Consider the following 24,913-nt stretch of genomic DNA (forward strand, 5'->3'; position numbering starts at 1 on the left):
AACTGATCCGACCCACCAGAACGCGGCTGCGGCCGGATGGTTCCGCTTCGGATGACAGTTTTCTGAATGCGGCCGCTCAGTCGGTCTTCTGGCCGGCCAGATACTGCTCGAGCCAGTGGATGTGATAGTCGCCGTCGATGATCGCGGGCTCGCGGACCAGGGCGCGGAACAGCGGCAGCGTGGTCTCGATGCCGTCGACCACCATCTCGTCCAGCGCGCGCCGCAGCCGCATCAGGCACTCGACCCGGCTCTTGCCGTGGACGATGAGCTTGCCGACCAGCGAGTCGTAATAGGGCGGGATCACATAGCCCTGGTAGACGGCGGAATCGATGCGGACCCCGAGGCCGCCGGGCGGATGGTACTGCTGGATCTTGCCGGGCGAGGGCCGGAAGCTGACCGGGTTCTCTGCGTTGACGCGGCACTCGATCGAGTGGCCGTTGATGACGACCTGGTCCTGGCTCATCGGCAGGTCGCCGCCGGCGGCGATGCGGATCTGTTCCAGCACGAGGTCGATCCCGGTGATCATCTCGGTGACGGGATGCTCGACCTGGATGCGCGTGTTCATTTCGATGAAATAGAACTCGCCGTCCTCGTAGAGGAATTCGATGGTGCCGACGCCGATATATTTCAGCTCCTGCATCGCCTTGGCGACGGTATTGCCGATCTTGGCGCGCGCGGCCGCATCGAGCACCGGGGAGGGGCCTTCCTCCCAGACCTTCTGGTGGCGGCGCTGCAGCGAGCAGTCGCGCTCGCCGAGATGGATGGCGCCGCCGCGGCCGTCGCCGAGCACCTGGATCTCGATGTGGCGCGGCTTCTGCAGATACTTCTCCAGATAGACCGAGGCGTCGCCGAACGCCGATCTCGCCTCGTTGGCCGCTGTGGTCAGCGCCAGCTGCAGATCGGCCTCGGTGTGGGCGACCTTCATGCCGCGGCCGCCGCCGCCGGCGGCGGCCTTGACCAGCACCGGGAAGCCGATCTCCTTGGCGATCGCCATCGCGTCCTGGTCGGGCGTCACCGCACCGTCGGAGCCGGGCACCACCGGAATACCCAACCGTTTGGCCGTCTTCTTGGCCTCGATCTTGTCGCCCATCAGGCGGATGTGCTCCGCCTTCGGCCCGATGAAATGCAGATTGTGGTCCGCAAGAATCTCGGCGAAGCGCGCGTTCTCCGACAGGAAGCCGTAGCCGGGATGCACGGCGTCGGCGCCGGTGATTTCACAGGCGGCGAGCAGGGCGGGGATGTTGAGATAGCTGTCCTTCGACGGCGGCGGCCCGATGCAGACGCTTTCATCGGCGAGGCGGACATGCATCGCATCGGCGTCGGCGGTGGAATGCACCGCGACGGTGGAGATGCCGAGCTCCTTGCAGGCCCGGAGGATGCGAAGGGCGATTTCGCCGCGATTGGCGATGAGGATCTTGTCGAACATTGTGCCTCGGGCGCGAGTGGCGAGTAGTGAGCGGCGGACGTGGAATGGCGGACCATTCGCTCGTCGCCGTCCGCTAGTCGCGCTTATTCGATGATGACGAGCGGCTCGCCGAACTCCACGGGCTGGCCGTCCTCGACCAGGATCTGCGTCACCGTGCCGGCGCGCGGCGACGGGATCTGGTTCATCGTCTTCATGGCCTCGATGATCATCAGGGTCTGGCCGACCGAGACCTTGGAGCCGACCTCGACGAACGGCTTGGCGCCGGGCTCGGGCGCCCAGTAGGCGGTGCCGACCATGGGCGAGGGCACCACGCCGGGATGTTTTGACAAGTCCGCGCCGGCGGCTGCCGCGGTGGCGGCCGCGACCACGGGAACGCCAGCGGTGGCGGCTCCGATGGCCGAATGGACGGCCGCCGCAACGGTCACGTTGCGGGCAACGCGGATGCGAAGGCCGGCACGCTCCAGCTCGATCTCGGTCAGGCTGGTCTCATCCAGCAGCGCTGCGAGCTCGCGAATGAGCTGGCTGTCTTCGGATTTCGCGATGGTCTTGTCGTCGGGCTGGGGCGCCATGATCTGATCCGGAACGTTGGGAGGCGTGAGGACTGTGACGTCAGGCTTGCGCTAGATGTCGGTCTGCGTGACGGCTTTGGCGCCGATCTTGGCGGCGAGGCCGGTAATCGCCAGCCGGTAGCCGTCGATGCCGAAGCCGCAGATCGAGGCAAACGCGGCCTTCGCGGTGAAAGAATGGTGCCGGAAGCTCTCGCGGGCGTGGATGTTGCTGATGTGCACTTCGACGGTGGGAATCTTCACCCCCATCAGCGCGTCGTGCAGGGCAATGGAGGTATGAGAGTAGGCGCCGGCATTGAGGATGATTCCGACCACACCGCGGCTGCGGGCCTCATGGATGTGATCGACGAGCACACCCTCATGGTTCGACTGCCGGCACTCCGCCGTCAGGCCGAAGCGGGCGGCCGTCTCGACGCACAGCCGTTCCACGTCTGCCAGGGTGGCATGGCCGTAGGTCTCCGGCTCGCGGGTGCCCAACAGGTTGAGGTTGGGTCCGTTGAGGACATAGATCGTGTTGTGCGCGGCGTCGGCCATTCCCATCCCGGCGGTGTGGCGGCAGTGGGCGGCGTTATAGGTAACAAAGCCGCCAAGGGGAAGCCTTTCGGCAGCCGGGCAGGCTGACCGAGGCTTGGTCCGTCACACGAAAAAACCGTCTTAAGAGTACGAAATTGCTGAACAACCGGCTTTGTCCACGGGACTGCACGCGTTGCGTGTGATGGCTCCCGCGCGCGCTTTTCGCAATGGGTTGGGGCGGGCATTGCTGCCCGCCCCTCGTTCTCGTCGCCTGCCTGGTCGGGATCAGACGTTGAGAACCGCGACGATCTCGTAGGTGTGAGGATCGATCACGACGATCTGCTCGCGAACCAGGATGAAGTCATATCCGCGCCACTCCGGATAGATCGTCACGACTTCGGTCGGGAGCGGGTGGAAGTGAACCTCGCGCGGCACCCTTGTGCCGACGGAAATGTTGAAGTTGACGTTGGTCACCGGCTCGACGCGCTGGCTGCGGATCACCGTGGTGATCTTGGTGCGCTGCTCGGTGGTGAGCTTGGCAGCGGCGCCGGCCTGTCCGGTGGTGGTCTGCGAACGCTCGGTGCCGGTCTTGGTTTCGGCATTGGTGCTGGTGCCGGTCTTGCTGTCGCGACCCTCGGCCTTCATGTTGTTGTCGCGACCCTCGCGACCTTCGGCCTTCATGTTCTTGGCGCCGCCCTTGCTGTCGCTCTCGGTGCTCGCGCCCTTGGTGGCCGGGCCCTTCATGCCGTCCTCGGCGTGCTGGCTCTTGGTCGCACCGGGCTTCTGTTCCGATTGACTGGAGCGCATGTCGGACGCGCCGCCGGCCGCAGGCGAGGCGCTGTCGCGATGCATCGCGCCGCCGGGCGCGTTCATGCCGCCGCTCGATGCTCCGCCGGCAGCACCACCGGTCGCACCGCCCTGCATGGCTGCGCCGCCGGACTGTCCAGCTGCGCCGCCCGCACCGCCGGCACCTTGCGCATGAGCAAAACCTGCACCCGCCAGGAGCGCGATTGCAGCAACTGATACCATCAAGCGATTGGTCATCCTCTATCCTCCTCGTATTGGCACTGCCCGCGCCGACAACGGCAGGAAGTAGGAGTCGTTCCGCGCGTCTCCGATCGTTCCGGAAAAATGTCGCAGATCGCAACCTTATGAACGGATGCTCAGGGTCATGAACGCCGCATGACCATCGTGGCGATCAGTCGCGCTCGCATGAGCTACGCGCCGTGACGTTCGCGCGCGTAGCGGACGAGAGCCAAGAATCGATAGAGGCCGTGCACGAACTTGCCGTAGGGCATCGTGATGAAGAGCGCGAATACCGCACCGAGATGGAGCGCGAGCAGCAGGCCCATCGTGCTGGTCTCGCGTAGCAAGAGGAGGGCGAGACCGGTTGCGCCGGTGAGCACGAGCATCGCCAGGAACGCGACGTCCATGGCGCGGCTGCCCGCATCCATCATCGCAGGCTCACGCCTGCGCTTGGCGGTGTAGAGTCCGAGCGGGCCGACCACGATGCCCAATCCGCCGAGCGTGCCGAGCACGACCGGCAGATCCCACAATGGATACGGCGCCTCACGGTTCAGAAGATAGTGGTAGAGCGTCGCAACGCTGGTCGATGCGACGCAGAGCATGAAGCCCCAGAACGTCAGCTGGTGATAGAACCGCCTGGTGTCGCGCGGCCGCTCGTCCTCGTTGTAGCAGCCGACGCCGCCGCCATCGAGATAGCGCAGGCTGGCTGCGTCGCGGACGGCGCGTAGCAGTGGACGTGGCCGCGTCAGGGTCGAGCTCGGCTCGCCGATGTCGTTCCAGAAGGCCCGGGCGCCCATGATGAAGGCGATGATGGCCCACAGGAAGGCTGCGCCGAACAACAGTGCCATCGCGTTGTGGGGCATGAGCGCGTAGAACGAGCCGGGGCCGTGCCGGCCTGCAAACACCGCGGCCGGATCGTTGAAGGCCACGATGCCGAGGATGAACGCGGCCATGCTGATCACCGCGATGAGCGACACCGCGAGGCCGTTGCGCCTGAACAGCGGCGCCAGCGCGCGCGGCCAGGCATAGTCGGCATAGCTCTCGTGCCGCACCCGGGCCAAGACGGAGGGGACGCGAACATCGAACTCGTGCGGCGGCGCGAACTGGCAGTCGACGTAGCAGGCGCCGCAGGCATGGCAGAGATTGGCGAGATAGTTGAGGTCGCCGCCCGTGAAGGCGCGGCGCATCTCCATCGCCGGAAACACGGCGCAGAGTCCCTCGCAATAGCGGCAGGAATTGCAGATCGTCATCAGGCGATCCGCCTCGGTCAACGCCTCACTGCGCTGCATGTGTCGCTGCTCCCCGGCCGGCGATGCGCCCGAACACGCTGCCGATCGTCATGCCGATTCCTGCGGCATAGCCGCGGCCGAGTACGTTGCCGGCCATGATCTCGCCTGCGGCATACATGTTGTCGGCGGGACCGCCGGACTTCATCATCATCTTTGCGGCGTGATCGACCCGCACGCCGAGATAGGTGAAGGTAATGCCGGGCCGAACCGGATAGGCATAGTAGGGGCCGCTATCGATGCGGCGCGCCCAATGCGATTTCGGGGGCATCAGGTTCTCGGTGCGGCAATCGTCGAGGATGTCGGGATTGAATTGTCCGTCGCGCACCGATGCGTTGAAATGCGCGACGGTGGCGGTCAGCTTGTCCGGATCGAGGCCGAGCTTGCCAGCGAGCTCGGCGATGCTGGCCGCCTCGATCGCGGGGTAGAGCGACGGCATGAACAGGTTCGCCGATTTCGCGTCGAAGATGATGTAGGCGATCTGGTCCGGCTGAGCAGCAACGAGGCGTCCCCAGATCGCGTAGCGCTTCGGCCAGACGTCCTCGCCTTCGTCGTAGAAGCGCTCGGCGTTGTTGTTGACGACGATGCCGAACACGACGCAGTCGAGCCGCGTGATGATGCCGCCGTCATATTTGGGGGCCCGCGCATCGATCGCCACCGCGTGGCACTGGGTCGGATCGCCGATGCTGTCGACGCCGGCGCCGAGCAGCATGTCGAGCACCGTGCCGCGATTGTTGGGCGTGCCGCGGATCAGGAAGTTGCGCGCGATCTCGCCCCAGCCCTCGACCAGCTTGTCGATATTGGCTTCGAAGCCGCCCGCAGCCGCCACCAGCGCTCTGCCGGCGATGCGCATCCGGCCATCGCCGTGCCGCACGATCGCCGCGCGGAAGCGGTTGCCGTCGATCTCCAGCCCCACCACCTCGGCCTCGTAACGCACCTCGACGCCGAGCCGCTCGGCGGTCAGATACAGCGCATTGAGCATGGCCCGGCCGCCGCCCAGGAAGAACGAGTTGGTCCGTCCTAAGCTCAGCGTGCCGCCGAGCGAGGGCTGGAAACGCACGCCCTGTTCGACGATCCAGTCGAGCATGTCCTTGGACTCGCGGATCATCAGGCGCGCCAGTTGCTCGTTGGTCTGGCCCTCGGTGACCCGCAGGAGATCGTCCCAGAACTCGTCCTCGGTGTAGGGGCCGCTCAACGTCGTGGTTGCCGCGTCATGGGCGCAGCGCATGTTGCGGGTGTGGCGCGTATTGCCGCCGCGATAGAACTTCGAGGCGGCCTCCAGCACGATGACCGAGGCCCCGCCGCGCCGTGCCGCAATGGCGGCGCAGAGGGCCGCGTTGCCGCCGCCGACCACGACGACGTCGTAGGTCTGGGGATGGTCGGCGATATCGCTCTGATCAGTCATCGCAGGCCCTCGCGGACGCAAGGCGGCAGGCCCTGGATCGACTTTGGTCGCACAGCCACGCCATCGGCCGACCGGCAATAGAGGGTACGGAAGTGCGGGCTACAGTGGGCATGGAAATCGTATACTATTGTATACAAAAATATGCAAGATATGCTGTTGTTCGGAGCGAGGTTGTGAGATCGTGACCCCCATGTCCCCGGAAGCGCCATCGCTCACCATCGATCGTGACAACGTCTCTCTCGGCGAAGCGGTATTTCGTGCGCTGTGCCATGCGCTGGAGAACGGTTTCTATCGCTCCGGCGATCGGCTGCGGGAGGACGAGGTCGCCCAGAAGTTGAACGTCAGCCGGACGCCGGTCCGTGAGGCCTTCGGCAAGCTGGTAGCCAAGGGGTGGGTGCAGCCGGCCGGTGGACGCGGCCTGATCGTGCGCAGTCTCGACGAGAACGAAGTCCTCGAGCTGTACGCGATGCGGGAAATTCTCGAAGGCGCCGCGGCCCGGCTCGCCGCGCAATATGCCGTGCCGGCCGAGGTCGCGGCGCTCCGCGACATTCATGCGAGCTTTGTCAGCGCGGGGGACGACGCCGCCGAGCTGGCGCGGCTGAACCGGCTGATGCACGGTGCGATCCAGCGCGCCGCGCGCAACCGCTATCTCGACGCCGCCCTCGAGGACATGCATGTCGCGACGGCGCTGCTGGGAACCACGACGTTTGCGGCCGAAGGACGTGCGGCAACAGCCGCGGCCGAGCATGGTGAGCTGATCGAGGCGATCGCGATCCGCGATCCCGATCGGGCCGAGGCGATTGCACGCGGGCACATCCGCGAGGCACTTCGAACCCGGCTCGGCATGAGGCTGAAGGGATAGGCGAGGGGGCTGCCGCCACCGGTCTGTCGCTTCTTCACCGGCTCACGGCAAAGAAGAAGGCCGGCTGAGACAGCCGGCCTTCGATTGATCCCATGATGGCGAGACGCTTTGGCAGATATGCTCAGCAGCTCGCCTTGCCGCAGCGGGCCGTGCTGATCTTCTCGCGCAGGCCCTCGACGCCGACGGCGCCGATCACGACCTGCTTGCCGATCACGTAGCTCGGCGTCCCGTTCATGCCCATCTCCTCGGCGAGCTTGAAGTTTTCCTCGATCGTCGCCTTGGCCTCGGGGCTCGCCATGTCCTTCTCGACGCGCGCCATGTCGAGCCCGAGATCCTTGGCGACGGCGAGCGCATGGGCCTTGTCGGCTTGGCCGCGGCCGCCCAGCAGCTTCTGGTGGAAGTCGAGATATTTCTGCGGGGCCTGCATGCGAACGGCAACCGCGACCTGTGCGGCCTCGACGGAGCCCTGGCTCAGCACGGGAAATTCCTTGAGCACGACCTTCAGCTTCGGGTCGCTCTTCATCAGCTCCATCATGTCGGCCATCGCGCGCTTGCAGTAGCCGCAATTGTAATCGAAGAACTCGACGAAGGTGACGTCGCCATCCTTGTTGCCGAGCACGACGCCGCGCGGCGAGTTGAAGATGGTCTCGGCATTCTTGCTGACGCTGGCCTCGTGCTTGGCCGCCTCGGCCGCCGTCTGGCGCTTCTGCAGCTCGGCCATCGCCTCTTCGAGCACCTCGGGATGCGCGATCAAATAGTTTCGGACGATGGTCTCGATCTCGCCCCTCTGGCTGTCGGAGAAGCTCTCCGCCGACGCGAGCTGAGGCACGCCGCAGAGCGAAAGCGCGAGCAACATCGCGGGAATGAGCGTGCGGACTGACGGCATGAAGGAGGTCCTCTGGGTCAAATGATCGGGTCCTTGTCGATGGTCGTGACGGTATTCTGATATTCTGGATCGGATGATAGCAGTAGTTCAAAACTTCAGCGGGCGCCAACCCCCGCTGTCCGACACCCTACTGGCCGGAAAGCGGCTTTGCCGTGACGATGTCGTCGGCCCTGACCCAGCCCGGCGAGCCGACCGCGAAGCGGGTTTTTGCACGCGAGGCAAGCTCGCGCGCCGTCTTGTTGTCGCCACGCAGGAAGGCGGCCTGCGCCGAGGCCAGATCCGCCTCCGCATAATCGCCCTTGCGACCGTAGGCCATCGCGAGCTGGGAATAGCCGAGCGGCGCCTCGGATTCGCGCGCGACCGCCGCGCGCAAGATCGAGATCGCCTCGTCAGTGTAGGCTTTGTTCTCGGATGCCACCAAGGCCTGACCAAGTAACATCTCGATGAGCGGGGCGTTATTGGACAGGTGCACCGCCTTGCGCAGCGGGGCGATCGCTTCGGCCGGGCGGCCGCCCTCCAGCAGGGCCTGGCCGCGGACCTCGTAGAAATAGGGGTTGTTGGGCTGCACCTGGATCAGGCCATCGATCTGGCTCAGGGCGCTGCGCAGGTCGCCATGCAGGTAGGTGGAGATTGCCCTGGCGTAGCGGGCGGGCAGGCCGGTGTCCGACAATGGATAGCGCCGTGCCACCGTGTCCGGCCGTTCCATGAAGGCCGAGATCTTGGCACGGACCATGTCGTGGCGCAGCTGCAGTGCGGGGTCGTCCTTCTTGTCCCAATAGGGGCTTTGGCGCGCGAGGCCCTCGAGCGCCTCGACGCGATCGGCCGGCATCGGATGTGATTGCAGATAGGGGTCGGCGCCGCGCGCGGCGAACAGGCTCTCATTGGTGAAGCGCTTGAACGTCTCGTACATGCCCTTCGGCGATTGCGCTGTCGCGGTGAGGAATTTCACCCCCGCACGGTCGGCGTTCTCCTCCTGCTGGCGCTGATACGACAACAGCGATCGGCGGATGACCTCGCCCGGGGCCGACAGCGTCGCGGCGCCGGCATTGGCCAGGCCGCTGCCGCCGCCGCGCGCGCCGACGGCGAGGGCGCCGGCCCCGAGAATGGTGGCGATGATCATCTGGGTCTGCGCGGTGGCGAGCTGCTGGCGCAGCTTGGCGAGATGACCGCCGGCGAGATGGCCCGTCTCGTGCGCGAGCACGCCGATCAGCTGATTCGGATTTTCCGACTGCAGGATCGCGCCGTAATTGACGAAGATGCGGCGGCCGTCGGCAACGAACGCGTTGAAGGACGCATCGTTGATGATGACCATCTGGATGTTCTGCTTTTCGAGCCCGGCGACGCGCAGGATCGGCCGCGTATATTCGCGCAGCAGCACCTCGGTCTCGGTGTCGCGCAGGATCGGCGGTCCCTTGCCCTGCTGCGCCGACGCAGGCGCGAGCGGCGCCAGCGTCACGGCCGCCGCGACGACCGCGGCAAGCCCGCCGGACAGTTTCTTGCGAAGAACGATACGGAGCGACATCAGGCGATCTTTGCAATTGGCGCGAGGCGCGAGACGGGCTATTGCCCACCAAACGGCGGAATGCGGCTCATCTGCGGCGAACGAGGCCCATGGGCTGACCTCGACCGGTTCACGGAGCGGGTCCGGACAGCCGGGGTCAATAGCAGATATCGATGGTGGATGCGACAGTGATACCGACATTGGAACAGCGGATCGCCAACCTGACGGCGCCGTCCGCGCGCAGCAATGTTCCACCGTTCATGGTGATGGACGTGATGGCTGCGGCCGAGCGGATCGAGTCGGGCGGCGGACATGTCATCCACATGGAGGTCGGCCAACCGGCGGCGGCTGCGCCACGAGCGGCCATCGCGGCCGCGCATGCCGCGCTCGATCAGGCCCGCATCGACTACACCTCGGCGCTGGGTTTGCTGTCGCTGCGGCAGCGAATCGCACGGCACTATCGCGAGACGCATGCTTGCGAGATCGATCCGGCGCGGATCGTGATCACGACGGGATCCTCCGCCGGATTCATCCTGGCGTTCCTGGCGATGTTCGAGCCCGGTGACCGCGTGGCCGTAACCGTGCCGGGCTATCCGCCCTATCGCCACATCCTGACGGCGCTGGGCTGCGAGCCGGTGCTGATCGAGACCACGGCGGAGAACCGTCACGCTTTGACCGGCGAGGCGCTGCTCGCCGCGCACCGCAAGACGCCGCTGAAGGGCGTGCTGGTGGCAAGCCCTGCCAATCCGACCGGCACCATGATGTCGCGCGAGGCGCTGGGCGGCGTCATTGCAGCCGCACGCGATGCCGGCATCCGCTTCATCTCCGACGAGATCTATCACGGTCTGGACTACGCGTTTCCGGCGGTGACGGCGGCGGAGCTGTCGAGCGAGGCCCTGATCATCAACTCGTTCTCGAAGTACTTCTGCATGACGGGCTGGCGCATCGGCTGGATGGTGGTGCCGGATGCGCTGGTGCGGCCGATCGAGCGTCTGCAGCAGAACCTCGCGATCTCGGTTCCGACCCTGTCGCAGATCGCGGCGGAAGCGGCGTTCGACGGCCGGGCCGAGATGGAGGCCATCAAGCACGGTTACCAGGAGAACCGCCGCATCCTGATCGAGGGTTTCCCGAAGGCCGGCCTGACCCGGTTCCTGCCGGCCGACGGCGCCTTCTACCTCTATGCCGACGTGTCCGACTTCACCTCCGACAGTTTCGACTTCGCCAAGCGGATGCTGGAGGAGACCCATGTGGCCGCCACGCCGGGCGTCGACTTCGATCCGATCCACGGCCGCAGCTTCGTGCGCTTTTCCTATGCGCGTTCGGCCGAGGACATGCGTGAGGCGGTGGCCCGGATCGCGCGCTGGCTAGGCTAGGGCGCGGGTGAGGTCGGTTGTGCACCCTTCGTGATTGAAGGGCACGAGCGGCGTTGTCGGTGCCGGCTTCATCACCTTGGCCAGCAACGCTGGCGGTCGTGAAGCCGCCCTGGTTCCGGGCATGGCGATCGTGTTCTCGATCGACGAGTTCATGCGCGAGCCGCGCGCGCTGGCCAGCATCACCGGCAACGGCACGGCCGCCGTGTTCGTCTCGTGGAGGGAAGACGAACGCGCCCATGATCTCCTGCTGAGACGGCTCAATCAGCAGATCGATCCGTCGGATGTCGAGACGGCCGTGACGAGGCTTGAGCGGCCTCCGGTCGTCACGGCCAGGAACGATCGCCATACGCCATATGAAAAACGCCCGGCCATCTGGCCGGGCGTTTTGCATTGAAGCGTCGGAGAGCGGGGGCTACTGCCCGCCACCGAAACGGCGGGACCACCAGCCGGCCCGGCGCGGGGCCGCAGGGGACGAGGAATCGGTGGCCGCCGGCTCGGTGGCAACCGGTTCGGACGCCGCGACATCGGCAGCCGGAGCGGGCGAGCTGCTCTCGGCGACGTTGACGGCCGAAACCGCGCTCTCCGGCCTGGGCTCGGTGAGGAAGCTGACCTTCTCGCGAACCGTCGAACGCCGCGGGGTCTTCTCGGATTCCGTCTTCGGAGCCTCGGTCTGCTGCACTTCGGGTTGACCGGGAGCAGCCTGGGGCATTGGCGCGGAGGCGCCAGCGAGGGGCTCATCGGCCTCGGTTGCGGCCGGCGCACGGACCGGCGCCGCGGGTTCTGCCGGCTCTTCCTCGTCGTGGTGGGAAGCGCCGTTGCCGTCGAAATCGGCCACGGCGGTTTCTGCCTCCGATGCCGAAGCCGGCGCGAGCTCGTCGCCGATCGATGCGGCGAGACCTTCTTCCGCGCCACCGCGCCGCCGACGACCACCGCGACGTCCACGCCGGCGCGGACGCCGCTCGCCGCCGGGCTGATCCGTCTGCTCGCCTTGGGCGAACGCAGGCTGTTCCTCCGACTCGTCGTCTTCGCCGTCGGAGTCCTCGGCTGACTGGTCGGCGGCAGGGCCCGGCTCCGCGGGCTGCAGTCCGGCCGTTCCTTCAGGCAGCGCGCCCTCGCGGGTCTCGCCGCCGCGGCCGCGACGACGCCGGCGCCGCTTGCGACGCGCGCCATCCCGCTCGCCTTCGGCACCGCTGCCGTCGGCCGTGTCTTCGGACAGGCCTTCGGTCTCCTCGGTCTCGACCTCGGATTCCGTCTCGATGTCGAAGGGTTCTTCCTCGTCGTAGATGTCCTCGGCCACCAGCGGCGGGGCGGAGGCCTGCGCCGCGAGCAGCGCCTTGGCGGCCTCGAGCGTATGCACCTGCTCGCCGCGATCGATGATGAAGGATTGCTGGCCGCTCACGCTCGGGTCGGCGATGACGGCGAGCGAGACCTTGAAGCTGTTCTCGAGGTCGCGCAGATGGCCGCGCTTGTGGTTCAGCACGTAGAGCGCCACCTCGGTGCGGGTGCGGACCACGAGGTTGTGGGTCGCGCCCTTCATCAGCGTTTCTTCGAGGCTGCGCAGCAGTTGCAGCGCCACCGAGGATACCGAGCGCACATGGCCGGTGCCGCCGCAATGCGCGCACGGCTCGGTCGAGCTTTCCAGCACGCTGGCACGGATGCGCTGGCGCGACATCTCCAACAGGCCGAAGTGCGAGATCCGGCCGACCTGGATGCGCGCGCGATCCTGCCGCAGGCAGTCCGACAGCTTGCGCTCGACGGAGCGGTTGTTGCGCTTCTCGTCCATGTCGATGAAGTCGATGACGATCAGCCCGGCGAGGTCGCGCAAACGGAGCTGCCGCGCCACTTCCTCGGCCGCCTCCATATTGGTCTTGAGCGCGGTGTCCTCGATGTGATGTTCGCGCGTGGCGCGGCCGGAGTTCACGTCGATCGAGACCAGCGCCTCGGTCTGGTTGAGCACGATATAGCCGCCGGAGCGCAGCTGCACGGTCGGAGAGAACATCGCGTCGAGCTGGCTCTCGACGCCCATCCGCGAGAACAGCGGCTGGCCGTCGCGATACTGTTTCACCGCCCGGACGTTGGTCGGCATCAGCATCTTCATGAAGTCGTGCGCCTCGCGGTAGCCGTCTTCACCGGCCACCAGGATCTCGTCGATCTCCTTGTTGTAGAGGTCGCGCAGCGAGCGCTTGATCAGCGAGCCTTCCTCGTAGACCAGCGTCGGCGCCTGCGACTTCAAGGTCATGTCGCGGACCGTTTCCCACAGCCGCAGCAGATATTCGAAGTCGCGCTTGATCTCGGGCTTGGTGCGGTTGGCGCCGGCGGTGCGCAGGATCACGCCCATGCCCTCGGGCACGTCGAGGTCCTGCACCACTTCCTTCAAGCGCGAGCGGTCCTGCGCGGAGGTGATCTTGCGGCTTATGCCGCCGCCGCGGGCGGTGTTGGGCATCAGCACGGCGTAGCGGCCGGCGAGCGACAGATAGGTCGTCAGCGCGGCGCCCTTGTTGCCGCGCTCCTCCTTCACGACCTGCACCAGCATCACCTGGCGGCGCTTGATGACCTCCTGGATCTTGTACTGCCGGCGCGGACGGAAGGTGCGCTCCGGCACTTCTTCCAGCACGTCGTCGCCGCCGACGGATTCGACGAGCTCTTCCTCGATCTCCTCGCCGTCGTCCTCGTCGTCCTCGTGGTCGCCGGACACGGCCTCAGAGCCGTTCTCGTCGCCGGGCACGATGGTGACGCCGTGATCCGCGTGCTCGGCCATGGGAGCGACGTCATCGTCGTGATCGTGCTCATCGTGATCATGCTCGTGATGGTCGTGCTCGTGATGATCGAGCTCATCATGCTCGTGCTCGCCATCATGATGCTCGTCATGACCGTGGCTCTCATGGTCATGCTCGTCGGCGTGCTCGTCCGCTCCGAGGACGGGGCTGGCTGCCTCGGTGGCGGGCGCGTCGCCGGTCTGCGCGACTTCGCCAGTGGGCTGCTCGGCGGCGGCGTCGTGGGCCTGCGCGGCGACGGCATCATGCGGTTCTTCGGCATGGCCGTGCGATTCGTCGGCTGCGCCTTGTTGAGCTTCGCCCGGCGCGTCCTGGTCGTGGGTCTCGACCGGGCCCTCGGAGAAGCCTTGCGCCTCGGTCGCGTCGGCGTGCGGCTGATCGTCCTGCGAATAGGCGTGGTGCTCAGGCGCCTCGTGGTCGGCCTCATGCCCCTCGGTCTGGGCAGGGAGGCCCGCCTCGGCGGCCTCGACGATCTCGCTCTGGACGCGTTCGCCGCTGCCGCGGCGCCGTGAACTGCGGTGCCGGTTGCGGCGGCGATTGGAGCGGTTCTCGCTTTCCTCTTCGGCTTCGCGGTGCGCGCGCTCCTCGGCTTCGATCAGAGCCTGCCGGTCGGCGACTGGGATCTGATAGTAGTCCGGATGGATTTCGCTGAAGGCGAGGAAGCCGTGGCGGTTGCCGCCATACTCGACGAAGGCGGCCTGCAGCGAGGGCTCAACGCGGGTAACCTTGGCGAGGTAGATGTTGCCGCGGAGCTGCTTGCGTTGGGCCGTTTCGAAATCAAATTCCTCGACGCGGTTGCCGCGGACGACAACGACCCGGGTCTCTTCCGGGTGGGTAGCATCGATCAACATCTTGTTGGGCATATTGGAACTCTTGGAGGCGACGGGCGCGATTGGCCGCGAGCGCGTGGCGCGCTGTCGGATGACGCGACGGTCCACCTGATTCGGGGGTGAGGGGAAGGCCTAAACGCAGCTGGTCGCGCCGCGCCAACCCTGATGCCGGCGGGGCGATTGGCCGGGCGGGGGTCTGGCCCCGCATCGGCGCGGATCGTCCGCTGGTCATGGTTGGCAACTCAGTCTGGCGCATCAAGCGTCGGCCCGTCTGGAATATGTGGGCGGCAGCGGGTGCCGCCTTCTCTGTTGCCGAAGGCCAGATTGCGCCGAAACGCTTGCCTGGATCGAATACCCACCCTGTCACGGGCGCGGTATCAGGCTATACCGTGTCTGACCTGGTGCCCGGGCGGTCTCTGCGAGGAGGCGCCCTGACAGGCGCCACTCGGCTCGTGACCGGCTCTCCGTTGCGGCCGCGCGGGATCGCGCAGGCTTTGGTGGAGCGTCGGAAAGGCGCTGGAATCTCCGCCACGATCAAGGACTCGATACCGAGCACCCCGATCACGAAGCTTCCGGCGTTTCACCGGAGGTTGAACGCGACACAACCGGCAGTAAGGATTAGCCTTCAGCCCTTCGTACATACGAGGAATGGTCAGGTCGCGCAAGCGAAGCGTCGCGGAACCGCAACAATCGGTGGCCTTTAACGAAAATGACAAAATTTGGCGATTAACCCCTGGGATTGGTTGCGGTAAGACGATCCCGCGGAGGCATCGATTTGGCAGTTGGCCGGGCGAATTACCTTTCCTTGCTGGGATGCGCGTCACTGTGCGTCACGCAAATGTTATGCGCGGCCGCCATTCCGGCCCGCGCCCAGAGCGGGCCGGTCGGCCAGGTTCCGCCTGCCGTAGTCGGGCCCGGGTTCCCGATCGCCACCGATGCACGGGTCGCCGGCGATTCCCGACAGACCCGATTCGTGCTCGATCTCGACCGGACGGTGCCGTTTCGAGCCTTCCTGCTCAGCGAACCCTATCGCGTCGTCGTCGACCTGCCCCAGGTCAGCTTTCATCTGCCCACGGGAGCCGGGACCAGCGGCCGTGGTCTGGTGAAGGCGTTCCGCTATGGGATGGTGATGCCTGGTGGGTCCCGCATCGTCTTCGATCTCACCGGCCCGGCCCGAATCGCCAACTCCACGGTGCTGGATGCCGCCAACGGCCAGCCGCCGCGGCTGGTGCTCGAACTGGAGGAGGTCGACGAGGCGACTTTCGCCCGCGCCATCGGCAGCGACAGCCGGGCCAGGCCGGCCGATTCGGTGTCCGCGACGGCGTCCGGGATCCCCGCGCCGGCAGTCCGGCCGCCGACGACGGTCGCCATCGCCACCCCTCCGACGGATGGCCCGCCGGACACCCGGCCCGTGGTCGTGATCGACCCCGGTCATGGAGGGATCGACTACGGCACCCAGGGCGGCGAGGTGCCGGAGAAGAATCTGGTGCTCGCCTTCGGCCAGGCGCTGCGCGACCGGCTGGAACGGTCGGGCAAGTTCCGCGTGGTCATGACCCGCGACGACGACACCTTCATCCCGCTTGGAGACCGGGTCCGCATCGCCCAGAAGCAATCGGCGGCTCTGTTCGTCTCCATCCACGCCGACGCGCTGCCGAAGGGTGAGGGCACCGCGCAGGGCGCGACCATCTACACGCTGTCGGACAAGGCGTCTGACGTCGAGGCGGAACGGCTGGCCGAGACCGAGAACCGCGCCGACCAGATCGGCGGGGTCAATCTGACCGAGGAGCCGGCCGATGTCGCCGACATCCTGATCGATCTGGCCCGCCGGGAAACGCGCACGTTTTCCAACAGGTTCGCCCGTGTGCTGATGAACGACATGAAGACGGCGGTGCATATGCATAAGCGCCCGCTGAAATCGGCCGGTTTCCGCGTCCTCAAGGCGCCCGACGTGCCATCCGTGCTGGTCGAACTCGGCTATGTCTCCAATAAGGGCGATATGGGGAACCTGGTCTCCGACGCATGGCGGTCGCGCACGGCGGACGCAATGGCGCGGGCGATCGATGCCTTTCTGGCCAAGCGCATTGCCAATGCGGGCCCCGAGAGGCCGGACAAGCCGATGGCGGTACGCGCAAAGCCCTAGTTTGGCCACAGCAACATCCGTATAAACGTGCTGCGAGGCACCCGGAATCAGTGAGGATTCCTTCTCGGCAGACTTGTGATAGGCTTGACCGCTGATAGGCTTGACCGTGCGTTTCTCTGGCATGGGTCACGCGGCATTGCAGCCGACCGTGTGATTTTTGGCGGTAGCGCCTGTGGGTGCGCCGCGTCCGAGCCGAGAGACGAAACAAGAGTTGGAACGGATATTCGCCGATGCGCTTTCTGGTGCGGTTTTTGGGCTTCCTGTTCGCGGCCGGTACCGTCTTGTTCCTGGTCGGTGTGGCAGCAGCGGCCGGCCTGATCTGGCATTTTTCCAAGGATCTGCCTGACTACTCCCAGCTGCAGGATTATGAGCCGCCGGTGATGACGCGCGTGCACGCGGTCGACGGCTCGCTGGTCGGTGAATATGCCCGGGAGCGCCGGCTGTACCTGCCGATCCAGGCGGTTCCCAAGCTCGTGATCAACGCCTTCCTCGCCGCCGAGGACAAGAACTTCTACGAGCATGGCGGCATCGATTTCACCGGCATGGCGCGCGCTGCCGTGGTCTACGCCCAGAACTTCGGCTCGAATCGCCGTCCGCAGGGCGCCTCCACCATCACCCAGCAGGTCGCCAAGAACTTCCTGTTGACCAACGAAGTGTCGTTCGCCCGCAAGATCAAGGAAGCGCTGCTGGCGATGCGCATCGAGCGCACCTACTCGAAGGACAAGATTCTCGAGCTCTATCTCAACGAGATCTATCTCGGCTCCGGCGCCTACGGCATCGCCGCGGCGTCGCTGGTCTATTTCGACAAGTCGGTCAACGAACTGACGGTGGCCGAGGCCGCCTATCTGGCGGCTCTGCCGAAGATGCCGGGCAGCCTGCATCCGATCCGGAACCGCGACCGTGCCATCGAGCGCCGCAACTACGTCGTCGATCGTCTGCTCGAGAACGGCTGGATCAAGCAGGCCGACGCCGACAAGGCGCGCAAGGATCCGCTGACGATCGCGAGCCGCAACACCGGCGCCCACATCTTCGCGGGTGAATATTTCGCCGAGGAAGTGCGCCGTGACATCTTCGAGCGCTATGGCGAGAAGAAGCTCTACGAGGGCGGCCTGTCGGTCCGGACGACGCTCGATCCGAAGATCCAGGTCATGGCGCGCAAGGCCATGGTCGCCGGACTCGTGAGGTACGACCAGGAGCAGGGCTATCGCGGAGCCGTCTCCAAGCTCGACACGTCGGGTGATTGGGGTGTGAAGCTCGCCGATATCAAGTCGCTCTCCGACATCTCGCCCTGGCGGATGGCCGTAGTGCTCGAGACCAGTGACCAGTCCGCCCGCATCGGCTTCCAGCCGCCGCGCGAACTCGGCGGCGCCGTCAGCAAGGAACGCCAGACCGGCCTGATCACGCTTGACGGCGTGAAATGGGCGCGGGCTGCGACGGCCAACGGCCGCGGCAAGGTGCCGACGTCGGTCGCCCAGGTGCTGCAGCCGGGCGACGTGATCTATGCCGATCCGCTGTACAAGGAAGGCAATCCGGTCGAAGGCCAGTATCGCCTCGAGCAACTGCCCGAAGTGTCCGGCGCGATGGTTGCCATGGACCCGAACACCGGCCGTGTGCTCGCGATGGTCGGCGGCTTCTCCTTCGACCAGAGCCAGTTCAACCGCGCAACGCAGGCCTACCGGCAGCCCGGATCGTCATTCAAGCCGATCGTCTATTCTTCGGCGCTCGACAACGGCTATACGCCGTCGACCCAGGTCGTCGACGCACCGATCGAGATCGACCAGGGGCAGGGCGGGCAGGTCTGGCGCCCCGACAACTTCTCCAACGGGAAATATCTCGGGCCCACGACCTTGCGCAACGCGCTGCGTCTGTCGCTGAACACGGTGACCGTGCGTCTCGCGCAGGACGTCGGCATGCCGCTGATTTCCGAATACGCCAAGCGGTTCGGAGTCTATGACGAGCTGCCGAATTACTTGTCCTACGCCCTCGGCGCCGGCGAAACCACGGCCATGCGCATGGTCACCGCCTATTCGATGATCGCCAATGGCGGCCGTCGGGTGAAGCCGACCTTGATCGACCGCATCCAGGACCGCTACGGCCACACCATCTTCAAGCATGATGCCCGGGAGTGCCGCGGCTGCGACGCCCCGGACGGCTGGAAGAACCAGAGCGAGCCGCAGCTGGTCGACCGCCGGGAGCAGGTTCTGGATACGATGACGGCCTACCAGATCACCTCGATGCTCGAGGGCGTGGTGCAGGCGGGCACGGCGACCGTGCTGAAGGAGGTCGGCAAGCCGATCGCCGGCAAGACCGGCACCACCAACGAGGCCAAGGACGCATGGTTCGTCGGCTTCTCGCCCGACCTCGCCGTCGCGATCTACATGGGTTACGACAAGCCGCGGCCGCTCGGTCGGGGTAACGCTGCAACCGGCGGTCATCTGGCCGCACCGATCGCAAAAGACTTCATGAAGCTCGCGCTGGCCGACAAGCCGGCCACGCCCTTCAAGATCCCGGCCGGCATCAAGCTGGTCCGTGTCGATGCCAAGACGGGCATGCGCGCAAGCCCTGGCGACGGCGGCCGCACGATCATGGAAGCATTCAAGCCGGGTACGGCGCCGCCGGACAACTACTCCGTCATCGGTGTCGCCGACGCCGATGGACGCGTGATGCCGTCGCAGAGCGGCGGCCAGCCTGATGCTGGCAGCTTCATCATCCGTCCAGGCACGGGAAGCCTCTATTAGGCTATTGGGCCGGCTGAAACTGATGCCGTTGCGGCGCGGAGCGATTGCGCTTTGCGCCGAGCGCCGTTACATCCCCCTGTGAGAGACGATGCTGCGGCGCTTGGAGCCGCGGCCTGAAGAGAGCGACATGCGCGCGGAAATCGAGAAAATCGTAGAAGAGATCAAGCAGTCGGTCGGGCTGCTGAGGAGGCATCTTTGACGTCGAGACATCGACGGCAAGGCTGGCCGAGCTGAACAAGCTCGCCGAAGACCCCAATCTCTGGAACGACCCCCAAAAAGCTCAGCGGCTGATGCAGGAGCGGACCTCGCTGGAGGACTCGCTGACCGGCATCGGCAAGGTCGAGCGTGAGCTCAGCGACAACATCGAGATGATCGAGCTTGGCGAGGCCGAGAACGATCCCGGCGTCGTCACTGAAGCCGAGAATGCGCTGAAGGAGCTGAAGAAGGAGGTCGCGCGGCGCGAGCTCGAGGCGCTCCTGTCCGGCGAGGCCGACAAGTTCGACACCTATCTCGAGGTCCATGCCGGCGCCGGCGGCACCGAGAGCCAGGACTGGGCGCAGATGCTGCTGCGCATGTACACACGCTGGGCCGAGACCCACGGCTTCAAGGTCGAGTATCTCGAGGAATCGCTGGGCGAAGAGGCGGGCATCAAGTCCGCGACCATCCAGATCTCCGGGCACAACGCTTATGGCTGGCTGAAGACGGAAGCCGGCGTGCATCGCCTGGTCCGGATCTCGCCGTTCGATTCGAATGCGCGGCGCCACACCTCGTTCTCTTCGGTGCAGATCTTCCCGGTCATCGATGACAGCATCAAGATCGACATCAAGGAGTCCGACGTCCGTGTCGACACGATGCGGTCGGGCGGCGCCGGCGGCCAGCACGTCAACAAGACCGAATCGGCGGTGCGGCTGACGCACATCCCGACCGGTGTCGCGGTGGTCTGCCAGGCCGGCCGCTCGCAGCACAAGAACCGGGCCCAGGCCTGGGACATGCTGCGCGCGCGGCTCTACGAGATCGAGTTGAAGAAGCGCGAGGAGAAGGCGGCGGCGGATCAGGCGGCCAAGACCGAGATCGGCTGGGGCCACCAGATCCGCTCCTACGTGCTGCAGCCCTATCAGATGGTGAAGGATCTGCGCACCGGCGTGCAGACGTCGGACACCGCGGGCGTGCTCGACGGCGATCTCGACGAGTTCATGGCCGCGACGCTGGCACAGCGCGCGTTCGGCACGACGCCGGGCGCCGCAATCGAGGACGTGGATTGAGCGCGGCGCGCGTTGCCTTCATCGGGCTCGGGCGGATGGGCCACGGCATGGCCGGTCGCTATCTCGATGCCGGCTATTCCGTGGCGGTCTGGAATCGCAACAAGGCAAAGGCCGAGGATCTGATCGCGCGCGGCGCGCGCTGGTCGACCTCGCCGGCCGATGCGGCGATCGATGCCGTCGCCGTCGTCACCATGGTTGCGGATGACGACGCCTCGCGCGCGGTGTGGCTCGGGCCGGATGGCGCCGCCGCCACCATGCGGGTCGGCACGATTGCGATCGAATGCTCGACCGTATCGCGTGATCATACGCTGCGCCTGTCGCGCGAGCTGAATGCGCGCGGCGTGACATATCTCGACTGTCCGGTGACCGGGCTGCCCGACGCGGCCGCAAGCGGCAAGCTGACCCTGCTGATCGGCGCCGACGCCGCCGATCTCGACCGCGCGCGGCCCTATCTGGCGCCGATCGGCTCGACCATTCGCCATTTCGGACCGGTGGGCACCGGGACCGTCTACAAGCTGATCAACAACCTGCTTGGCGCGATGCAGATCGCGGGTCTCGCCGAAGGGCTCGCGATCGCCGAGCAGGCCGGGCTCGACATGAATCTCGTGCTCGAGGCGATCCAGGGCGGCGTCGCGGCGAGCCCGCAGGTGCTGCGCCACGCCCCGCGCATGGTCGCGCGCAACTTCGCCGACGCGAGCTTCACCGCAGCACTCCGTCACAAGGATGCAGCCTATGCGCTGCAGCTCGCCGAGGAACTGCTCGGTGAGCGCCCAGTCATGGCCCAGGCGGCCGTCGACGCCTATGCGCGGGCGAAGGCGGCGATGCCGGATGAGGACGAAGGCCGCATGATCGAGCTGATCTCGCGGCCGAAAGACCCGCCGTAGAGCGCGACGCTGACGGAAAGCGGGTGGATCACGCTCGGCCCTATTTGCAACGTTCACGCCGACATTGAACCACGGTTGCCGTGATGACATCCCAGAACGAGAGCATGGACGCGCGGGACTGGTCGCTGCTCGGCCTGCTCTCGCTGCTGTGGAGCGGGTCGTTCATCTTCAACGGCCTCGCCTTGAAGGAATTGCCGCCGCTGACGCTGGTGCTGCTGCGCATCGTGCTGGCGGCTGCGATTCTGCTGCCGGTGGCGCGCCTGCGCGGGCTCGGTTTTCCCAGGGGGATTGTCGGTTGGCTGCCGTTCCTCGCCGTGGCGCTGTTCAACAATGTCGTGCCGTTCTGCTTGATCGTGATCGGCCAGACGTTCATCACCTCCGGTCTTGCCGCGGTGCTCAACGCGACCACGCCGCTGTTCACCATCGTGGTAATGGCTGCCGCGGGGGATGAAAGGCTGTCGGTCCGGCGGGCTGCGGGCCTGATCGTGGGCCTCGTCGGCGTCGTGATCCTGCGAGGCGGATCGGGGCTCGGCGGCTCGGCAGGCGGCTACGGCATTCTGTTCGGTCTTGGCGCATCGCTCAGCTACGGCATCGCCGCACTGCTGGTGCGCCGCCATCTCACCCAATCGCCGCCGCTCGCGACCGCCACCTTCCAGCTCTCGGCTTCGAGCGTGATGATGCTGGTCATCGCCGGCGCGGTCGACCAGCCCTGGCGTCTCCCGCTTCCCGGGCTGCAAACCTGGGTCGCGGTCATCGGCCTTGCGGCGCTGTCGACGGCATTCGCCTATATCGTGTTCTTCCAGATCCTGCGCCGCTCCGGGGCGACCAACGTGATGCTGGTGACCTTGTTGATCCCGTTGACGACGATCCTGCTCGGGTCGCTGGTGCTCGGCGAAAGCATCTCGTTGCGGGAGATCAGCGGTGCGCTGGTGATCGGGAGTGCGCTGCTGGTGATCGATGGTCGCATCCTCAGTGTCATTCGCCTTTCACCGCGACCGTCCTGCTGAACCGTTCACGATCACTTCGTGCCGAACATCCGATCGCCGGCATCGCCGAGACCGGGCACGATGTAGGCGTGGTCATTCAGCTTCTCGTCGATCGCTGCGGTCCAGATCGGGATGTCCGGATGCTCCTTCTCGAACTTGGCGATGCCTTCCGGGGCCGCCAGCAGGCAGACGAAACGGATGTCGCGGGCGCCGCGCGTCTTGAGCAGCTCGGCAGCCGCGCAGGCGGAGTTGCCGGTCGCGAGCATCGGGTCCATCAGGATCACCGTGCGGTCGCTCAGGTCTTGCGGCGCCTTGAAGTAGTACTCGACGGCCTGGAGCGTGTTGGGATCGCGGTAGAGCCCGATATGGGCGATGCGCGCGGACGGCATCAGCGCCAGCATGCCGTCGAGGAAGCCGACGCCGGCGCGCAGGATCGGCGCCAGGGTGAGCTTCTTGCCGGCGATCTTCGGCGCCTTCATCGGGGCGATCGGCGTTTCGATGCCGACGAGCTCGAGCGGCAGGTCGCGCGTGACCTCATAGGCGAGCAGCATGCCGATCTCGTTCAGGAGCTCGCGGAAGCCCTTGGTCGAGCGGTCACGCTCGCGCATCAAGGAGAGCTTGTGCTGGACCAGCGGGTGATCGACGACGTGAACGCTCGTGTTTGCCATGATTCAAGTCCAGCGGGATCAGAGATTGTGTCGGAGATGGATACGCGCCCGGCTCATGGCAGCACCTCGCGGCGGTCGGCGAGCATCGCCTCGGCCTGGCTGCGGCGCTCGGAGAGGAGCCCGGCGCTGGCGTCCTGGATCAGGTTGAGCAGCACCTGCGCATCGCTGAGCCGCGGCACGGTCACATAGTCGGCGCCGGCATCGTAGAGGTCGTTGACGTCGGCGAGCAGGTCGGCGGTCGCGACGATCTTGGCCGTTGCATTGATGCTGCGCACGTGGCGCACCAGCTTCTCGTTGTTGGCGCCCTTGAGCAGCGAGTCCGGGATGCTCAGGATGATCAACTCGGCCTGGCCGACCCCCGCGTGAATCAGCGTGTCGACATTGCTGATGTCGCCATAGGTCACCTGGATGCCACGATCGGACAGGGTGCGGAAGACGACCGGGTTGAAATCGACCACGCCGATCTGTTCCAGCAGCGCCGGCTCGTTGCGCTCGATCTCGCTCAGCAGGGCGCTGGCCGTGCGGAAGAAACCGAGGAGAACGATCGGCCGTCCGGCGCCGTGCCCGCCCTCATGGCCGGCCTCGCCGTCCTTGCTCGAATCGAGGTCGCGCAGGCCGAGCCGCTTGAGCAGCGGGATGCTTCGCCGCGCGATCGGGTCGGAGCGCACGATGACGAAGGTCGAGAGCACCGCGAGCAGCACGAAGGCGAAGGACGCCGCGCTCGACGTGCCGTTCTTGAGGTGGCCGGCGGCGGCGCCGGTCTGGATCACCACCAGCGAGAATTCGCTGATCTGGGCAAGGTTGAGCGCCGGCAGCAGGCTGGCGCGCAGGCCCTGCCGCATCATGTAGAGCGGCGTAAAGGTGGTGAGCAGCCGGCTCGCCACCGTGAACAGTGCGATCACCAGCGCCAGTCCGACCACGGACAGTGTCGGGATCGGGATGGTCATGCCGAGCGCGACGAAGAACAGCGTGATGAAGAAATCGCGCAGGGTCGTGACCTTGGCGGTGACGTCGAGCGCATAGGGGAAGGTCGACAGCGAGACGCCCGCAACCAGCGAGCCCATCTCGCGCGACAGGTGCAGCCTTTCTGCGATCTCGCCGATCAGGAAGCACCAGGCCAGCGCGCCGAGCAGGATCAGCTCCGGGGTGCGCGCGATGCGATGGAATACCGGCGGCAAGACGTAGCGGCTGAGGAGCAGGGCGATCGCGACCAGCGTGCCGGCGCGGGCGAACGACAGCAGGATCACGCTGACATGGAGGTCGTCGAGGCTCGGCTGCACCGCCAGGAACAGGATCGCGAATACGTCCTGCAGCACCAGCACGCCGAGGGTGATGCGGCCGGGCAGGGTGTCGAGCTCGCGCTTCTCGTACAGCACCTTGACGATGATCACGGTCGAGGACAGCGCGCAGGCGACGCAGAGATACAGCGCGTCGTAGCTCTCGGCGCCCATCCGCATGCCGATCGCGACGAAGAACAGGATGCCGAGCGCGGCGCCGCCGAGCAGCTGGACGCCGCCGGCAATCAGAATCACCGGGCCGGCGCGGATGATCTTCTTGAGGTCGATCTCGAGCCCGATCATGAACAGCATGAAGATGAGGCCGAGTTCCGAGATCACGGAAATCGATTCCTGGGACTTGACCCAGCCGGTGCCGAAGGGGCCAATGGCGAAGCCCGCGACCAGATAAGCGAGAATCGAGGGCTGGCGCCATTTATGCGCCGCCAGTCCAAGCACCCACGCAAACAGGATGCAGAGCGTGATGTCGCCGATCAGTTCATGCATGAAGCA

Annotated in this window: 18 protein-coding genes and 1 pseudogene; 8 read left to right on the plus strand and 11 right to left on the minus strand. The window is 66.2% G+C overall.

Features of this window, described 5'->3' with window-relative positions; translation table 11 throughout:
- Positions 1 to 76: 76 nt before the first annotated feature.
- From accC to tcuA, 6 genes are all read right to left on the minus strand, one after another.
- Positions 77 to 1,426 (minus strand): acetyl-CoA carboxylase biotin carboxylase subunit, encoded by a 1,350-nt coding sequence (gene accC, locus ACQR1X_RS08820; RefSeq protein ID WP_315800165.1) that lies wholly within the window; start codon positions 1,424 to 1,426, stop codon positions 77 to 79.
- A gap of 83 nt (positions 1,427 to 1,509) precedes the next feature.
- A complete protein-coding gene (gene accB / locus ACQR1X_RS08825; protein WP_315800164.1) occupies positions 1,510 to 1,995 on the minus strand; it encodes an acetyl-CoA carboxylase biotin carboxyl carrier protein in 486 nt (161 codons plus the stop codon).
- A 51-nt stretch (positions 1,996 to 2,046) separates the two neighbouring features.
- Positions 2,047 to 2,526 carry a type II 3-dehydroquinate dehydratase gene (gene aroQ / locus ACQR1X_RS08830; RefSeq protein WP_315800163.1) on the minus strand — a complete coding sequence of 160 codons (480 nt, stop codon included), beginning with the start codon at positions 2,524 to 2,526 and terminating at the stop codon, positions 2,047 to 2,049.
- Between the two features lie 264 nt (positions 2,527 to 2,790).
- Positions 2,791 to 3,549, minus strand: a complete 759-nt coding sequence (locus tag ACQR1X_RS08835) for a DUF1236 domain-containing protein (RefSeq protein WP_315800162.1) — start codon at positions 3,547 to 3,549, stop codon at positions 2,791 to 2,793.
- Positions 3,550 to 3,722: 173 nt separating this feature from the next.
- Positions 3,723 to 4,820: a tricarballylate utilization 4Fe-4S protein TcuB gene (gene tcuB / locus ACQR1X_RS08840; protein WP_434898667.1), complete on the minus strand. Its 1,098-nt coding sequence runs from the start codon at positions 4,818 to 4,820 to the stop codon at positions 3,723 to 3,725.
- Complete coding sequence (gene tcuA, locus ACQR1X_RS08845) at positions 4,807 to 6,222, minus strand: FAD-dependent tricarballylate dehydrogenase TcuA (protein WP_316215713.1); 1,416 nt, start codon at positions 6,220 to 6,222, stop codon at positions 4,807 to 4,809. The genes tcuB and tcuA overlap by 14 nt, the downstream gene beginning before the upstream one ends.
- A 190-nt stretch (positions 6,223 to 6,412) precedes the next feature.
- Here tcuA and ACQR1X_RS08850 point away from each other — a divergent pair, with 190 nt between their 5' ends.
- Positions 6,413 to 7,084 (plus strand): GntR family transcriptional regulator, encoded by a 672-nt coding sequence (locus ACQR1X_RS08850; RefSeq protein ID WP_316215905.1) that lies wholly within the window; start codon positions 6,413 to 6,415, stop codon positions 7,082 to 7,084.
- A 121-nt stretch (positions 7,085 to 7,205) separates the two neighbouring features.
- Here ACQR1X_RS08850 and ACQR1X_RS08855 read toward each other — a convergent pair whose 3' ends face one another.
- Together ACQR1X_RS08855 and ACQR1X_RS08860 are read right to left on the minus strand one after the other, a co-directional pair.
- A complete protein-coding gene (locus tag ACQR1X_RS08855; RefSeq protein ID WP_316180758.1) occupies positions 7,206 to 7,970 on the minus strand; it encodes a DsbA family protein in 765 nt (254 codons plus the stop codon).
- A gap of 127 nt (positions 7,971 to 8,097) precedes the next feature.
- Entirely contained in the window at positions 8,098 to 9,492 is a 1,395-nt protein-coding gene (locus ACQR1X_RS08860) for a M48 family metalloprotease (RefSeq protein ID WP_316180756.1), read from the minus strand.
- A 152-nt stretch (positions 9,493 to 9,644) separates the two neighbouring features.
- Here ACQR1X_RS08860 and ACQR1X_RS08865 point away from each other — a divergent pair, with 152 nt between their 5' ends.
- The gene (locus ACQR1X_RS08865; protein ID WP_315800157.1) at positions 9,645 to 10,844 is read left to right on the plus strand and encodes a pyridoxal phosphate-dependent aminotransferase; all 1,200 of its coding nucleotides are present in this window, start codon (positions 9,645 to 9,647) and stop codon (positions 10,842 to 10,844) included.
- A gap of 37 nt (positions 10,845 to 10,881) precedes the next feature.
- Positions 10,882 to 11,145, plus strand: a pseudogene (locus tag ACQR1X_RS08870) (dicarboxylate/amino acid:cation symporter); the annotation flags it as partial.
- Between the two features lie 111 nt (positions 11,146 to 11,256).
- Here ACQR1X_RS08870 and ACQR1X_RS08875 read toward each other — a convergent pair.
- Positions 11,257 to 14,481 (minus strand): Rne/Rng family ribonuclease, encoded by a 3,225-nt coding sequence (locus ACQR1X_RS08875; protein WP_434898668.1) that lies wholly within the window; start codon positions 14,479 to 14,481, stop codon positions 11,257 to 11,259.
- A gap of 805 nt (positions 14,482 to 15,286) precedes the next feature.
- On the opposite strand from ACQR1X_RS08875, the gene ACQR1X_RS08880 reads away from it, so the two are divergent.
- From ACQR1X_RS08880 to ACQR1X_RS08900, 5 genes are all read left to right on the plus strand, one after another.
- The gene (locus ACQR1X_RS08880; RefSeq protein WP_434898811.1) at positions 15,287 to 16,588 is read left to right on the plus strand and encodes an N-acetylmuramoyl-L-alanine amidase; all 1,302 of its coding nucleotides are present in this window, start codon (positions 15,287 to 15,289) and stop codon (positions 16,586 to 16,588) included.
- Between the two features lie 230 nt (positions 16,589 to 16,818).
- Complete coding sequence (locus ACQR1X_RS08885; protein WP_315800153.1) at positions 16,819 to 19,326, plus strand: penicillin-binding protein 1A; 2,508 nt, start codon at positions 16,819 to 16,821, stop codon at positions 19,324 to 19,326.
- Between the two features lie 127 nt (positions 19,327 to 19,453).
- A protein-coding gene (gene prfB, locus ACQR1X_RS08890) for a peptide chain release factor 2 (protein ID WP_315737783.1) occupies positions 19,454 to 20,588 on the plus strand; the annotation gives its coding sequence in 2 pieces (ribosomal slippage) (positions 19,454 to 19,522 and positions 19,524 to 20,588; 1,134 coding nt in all).
- On the plus strand, positions 20,585 to 21,472 hold the full coding sequence (locus tag ACQR1X_RS08895) for an NAD(P)-dependent oxidoreductase (protein ID WP_316215716.1): 888 nt from the start codon (positions 20,585 to 20,587) through the stop codon (positions 21,470 to 21,472). The genes prfB and ACQR1X_RS08895 overlap by 4 nt, the downstream gene beginning before the upstream one ends.
- An 83-nt stretch (positions 21,473 to 21,555) precedes the next feature.
- Positions 21,556 to 22,479 (plus strand): DMT family transporter, encoded by a 924-nt coding sequence (locus ACQR1X_RS08900; protein WP_434898669.1) that lies wholly within the window; start codon positions 21,556 to 21,558, stop codon positions 22,477 to 22,479.
- An 11-nt stretch (positions 22,480 to 22,490) separates the two neighbouring features.
- Here ACQR1X_RS08900 and upp read toward each other — a convergent pair whose 3' ends face one another.
- Positions 22,491 to 23,126 (minus strand): uracil phosphoribosyltransferase, encoded by a 636-nt coding sequence (gene upp / locus ACQR1X_RS08905; protein WP_434898670.1) that lies wholly within the window; start codon positions 23,124 to 23,126, stop codon positions 22,491 to 22,493.
- Positions 23,127 to 23,179: 53 nt separating this feature from the next.
- Complete coding sequence (locus ACQR1X_RS08910; protein WP_434883140.1) at positions 23,180 to 24,907, minus strand: cation:proton antiporter; 1,728 nt, start codon at positions 24,905 to 24,907, stop codon at positions 23,180 to 23,182.
- Between the last annotated feature and the right edge of the window lie 6 nt (positions 24,908 to 24,913).

The organism is Bradyrhizobium sp. HKCCYLRH3073 (genome assembly GCF_051167995.1).
GTDB lineage: Bacteria > Pseudomonadota > Alphaproteobacteria > Rhizobiales > Xanthobacteraceae > Bradyrhizobium.

Excerpts from the sequence above, each read along its gene's own strand:
- accC (WP_315800165.1), bottom strand. The coding sequence starts at position 1,426 with ATGTTCGACAAGATCCTCATCGCCAATCGCGGCGAAATCGCCCTTCGC.
- accB (WP_315800164.1), bottom strand. The coding sequence starts at position 1,995 with ATGGCGCCCCAGCCCGACGACAAGACCATCGCGAAATCCGAAGACAGC.
- aroQ (WP_315800163.1), bottom strand. The coding sequence starts at position 2,526 with ATGGCCGACGCCGCGCACAACACGATCTATGTCCTCAACGGACCCAAC.
- ACQR1X_RS08835 (WP_315800162.1), bottom strand. The coding sequence starts at position 3,549 with ATGACCAATCGCTTGATGGTATCAGTTGCTGCAATCGCGCTCCTGGCG.
- tcuB (WP_434898667.1), bottom strand. The coding sequence starts at position 4,820 with ATGCAGCGCAGTGAGGCGTTGACCGAGGCGGATCGCCTGATGACGATC.
- tcuA (WP_316215713.1), bottom strand. The coding sequence starts at position 6,222 with ATGACTGATCAGAGCGATATCGCCGACCATCCCCAGACCTACGACGTC.
- ACQR1X_RS08850 (WP_316215905.1), top strand. The coding sequence starts at position 6,413 with ATGTCCCCGGAAGCGCCATCGCTCACCATCGATCGTGACAACGTCTCT.
- ACQR1X_RS08855 (WP_316180758.1), bottom strand. The coding sequence starts at position 7,970 with ATGCCGTCAGTCCGCACGCTCATTCCCGCGATGTTGCTCGCGCTTTCG.
- ACQR1X_RS08860 (WP_316180756.1), bottom strand. The coding sequence starts at position 9,492 with ATGTCGCTCCGTATCGTTCTTCGCAAGAAACTGTCCGGCGGGCTTGCC.
- ACQR1X_RS08865 (WP_315800157.1), top strand. The coding sequence starts at position 9,645 with ATGGTGGATGCGACAGTGATACCGACATTGGAACAGCGGATCGCCAAC.
- ACQR1X_RS08875 (WP_434898668.1), bottom strand. The coding sequence starts at position 14,481 with ATGCCCAACAAGATGTTGATCGATGCTACCCACCCGGAAGAGACCCGG.
- ACQR1X_RS08880 (WP_434898811.1), top strand. The coding sequence starts at position 15,287 with ATGTTATGCGCGGCCGCCATTCCGGCCCGCGCCCAGAGCGGGCCGGTC.
- ACQR1X_RS08885 (WP_315800153.1), top strand. The coding sequence starts at position 16,819 with ATGCGCTTTCTGGTGCGGTTTTTGGGCTTCCTGTTCGCGGCCGGTACC.
- ACQR1X_RS08900 (WP_434898669.1), top strand. The coding sequence starts at position 21,556 with ATGACATCCCAGAACGAGAGCATGGACGCGCGGGACTGGTCGCTGCTC.
- upp (WP_434898670.1), bottom strand. The coding sequence starts at position 23,126 with ATGGCAAACACGAGCGTTCACGTCGTCGATCACCCGCTGGTCCAGCAC.
- ACQR1X_RS08910 (WP_434883140.1), bottom strand. The coding sequence starts at position 24,907 with ATGCATGAACTGATCGGCGACATCACGCTCTGCATCCTGTTTGCGTGG.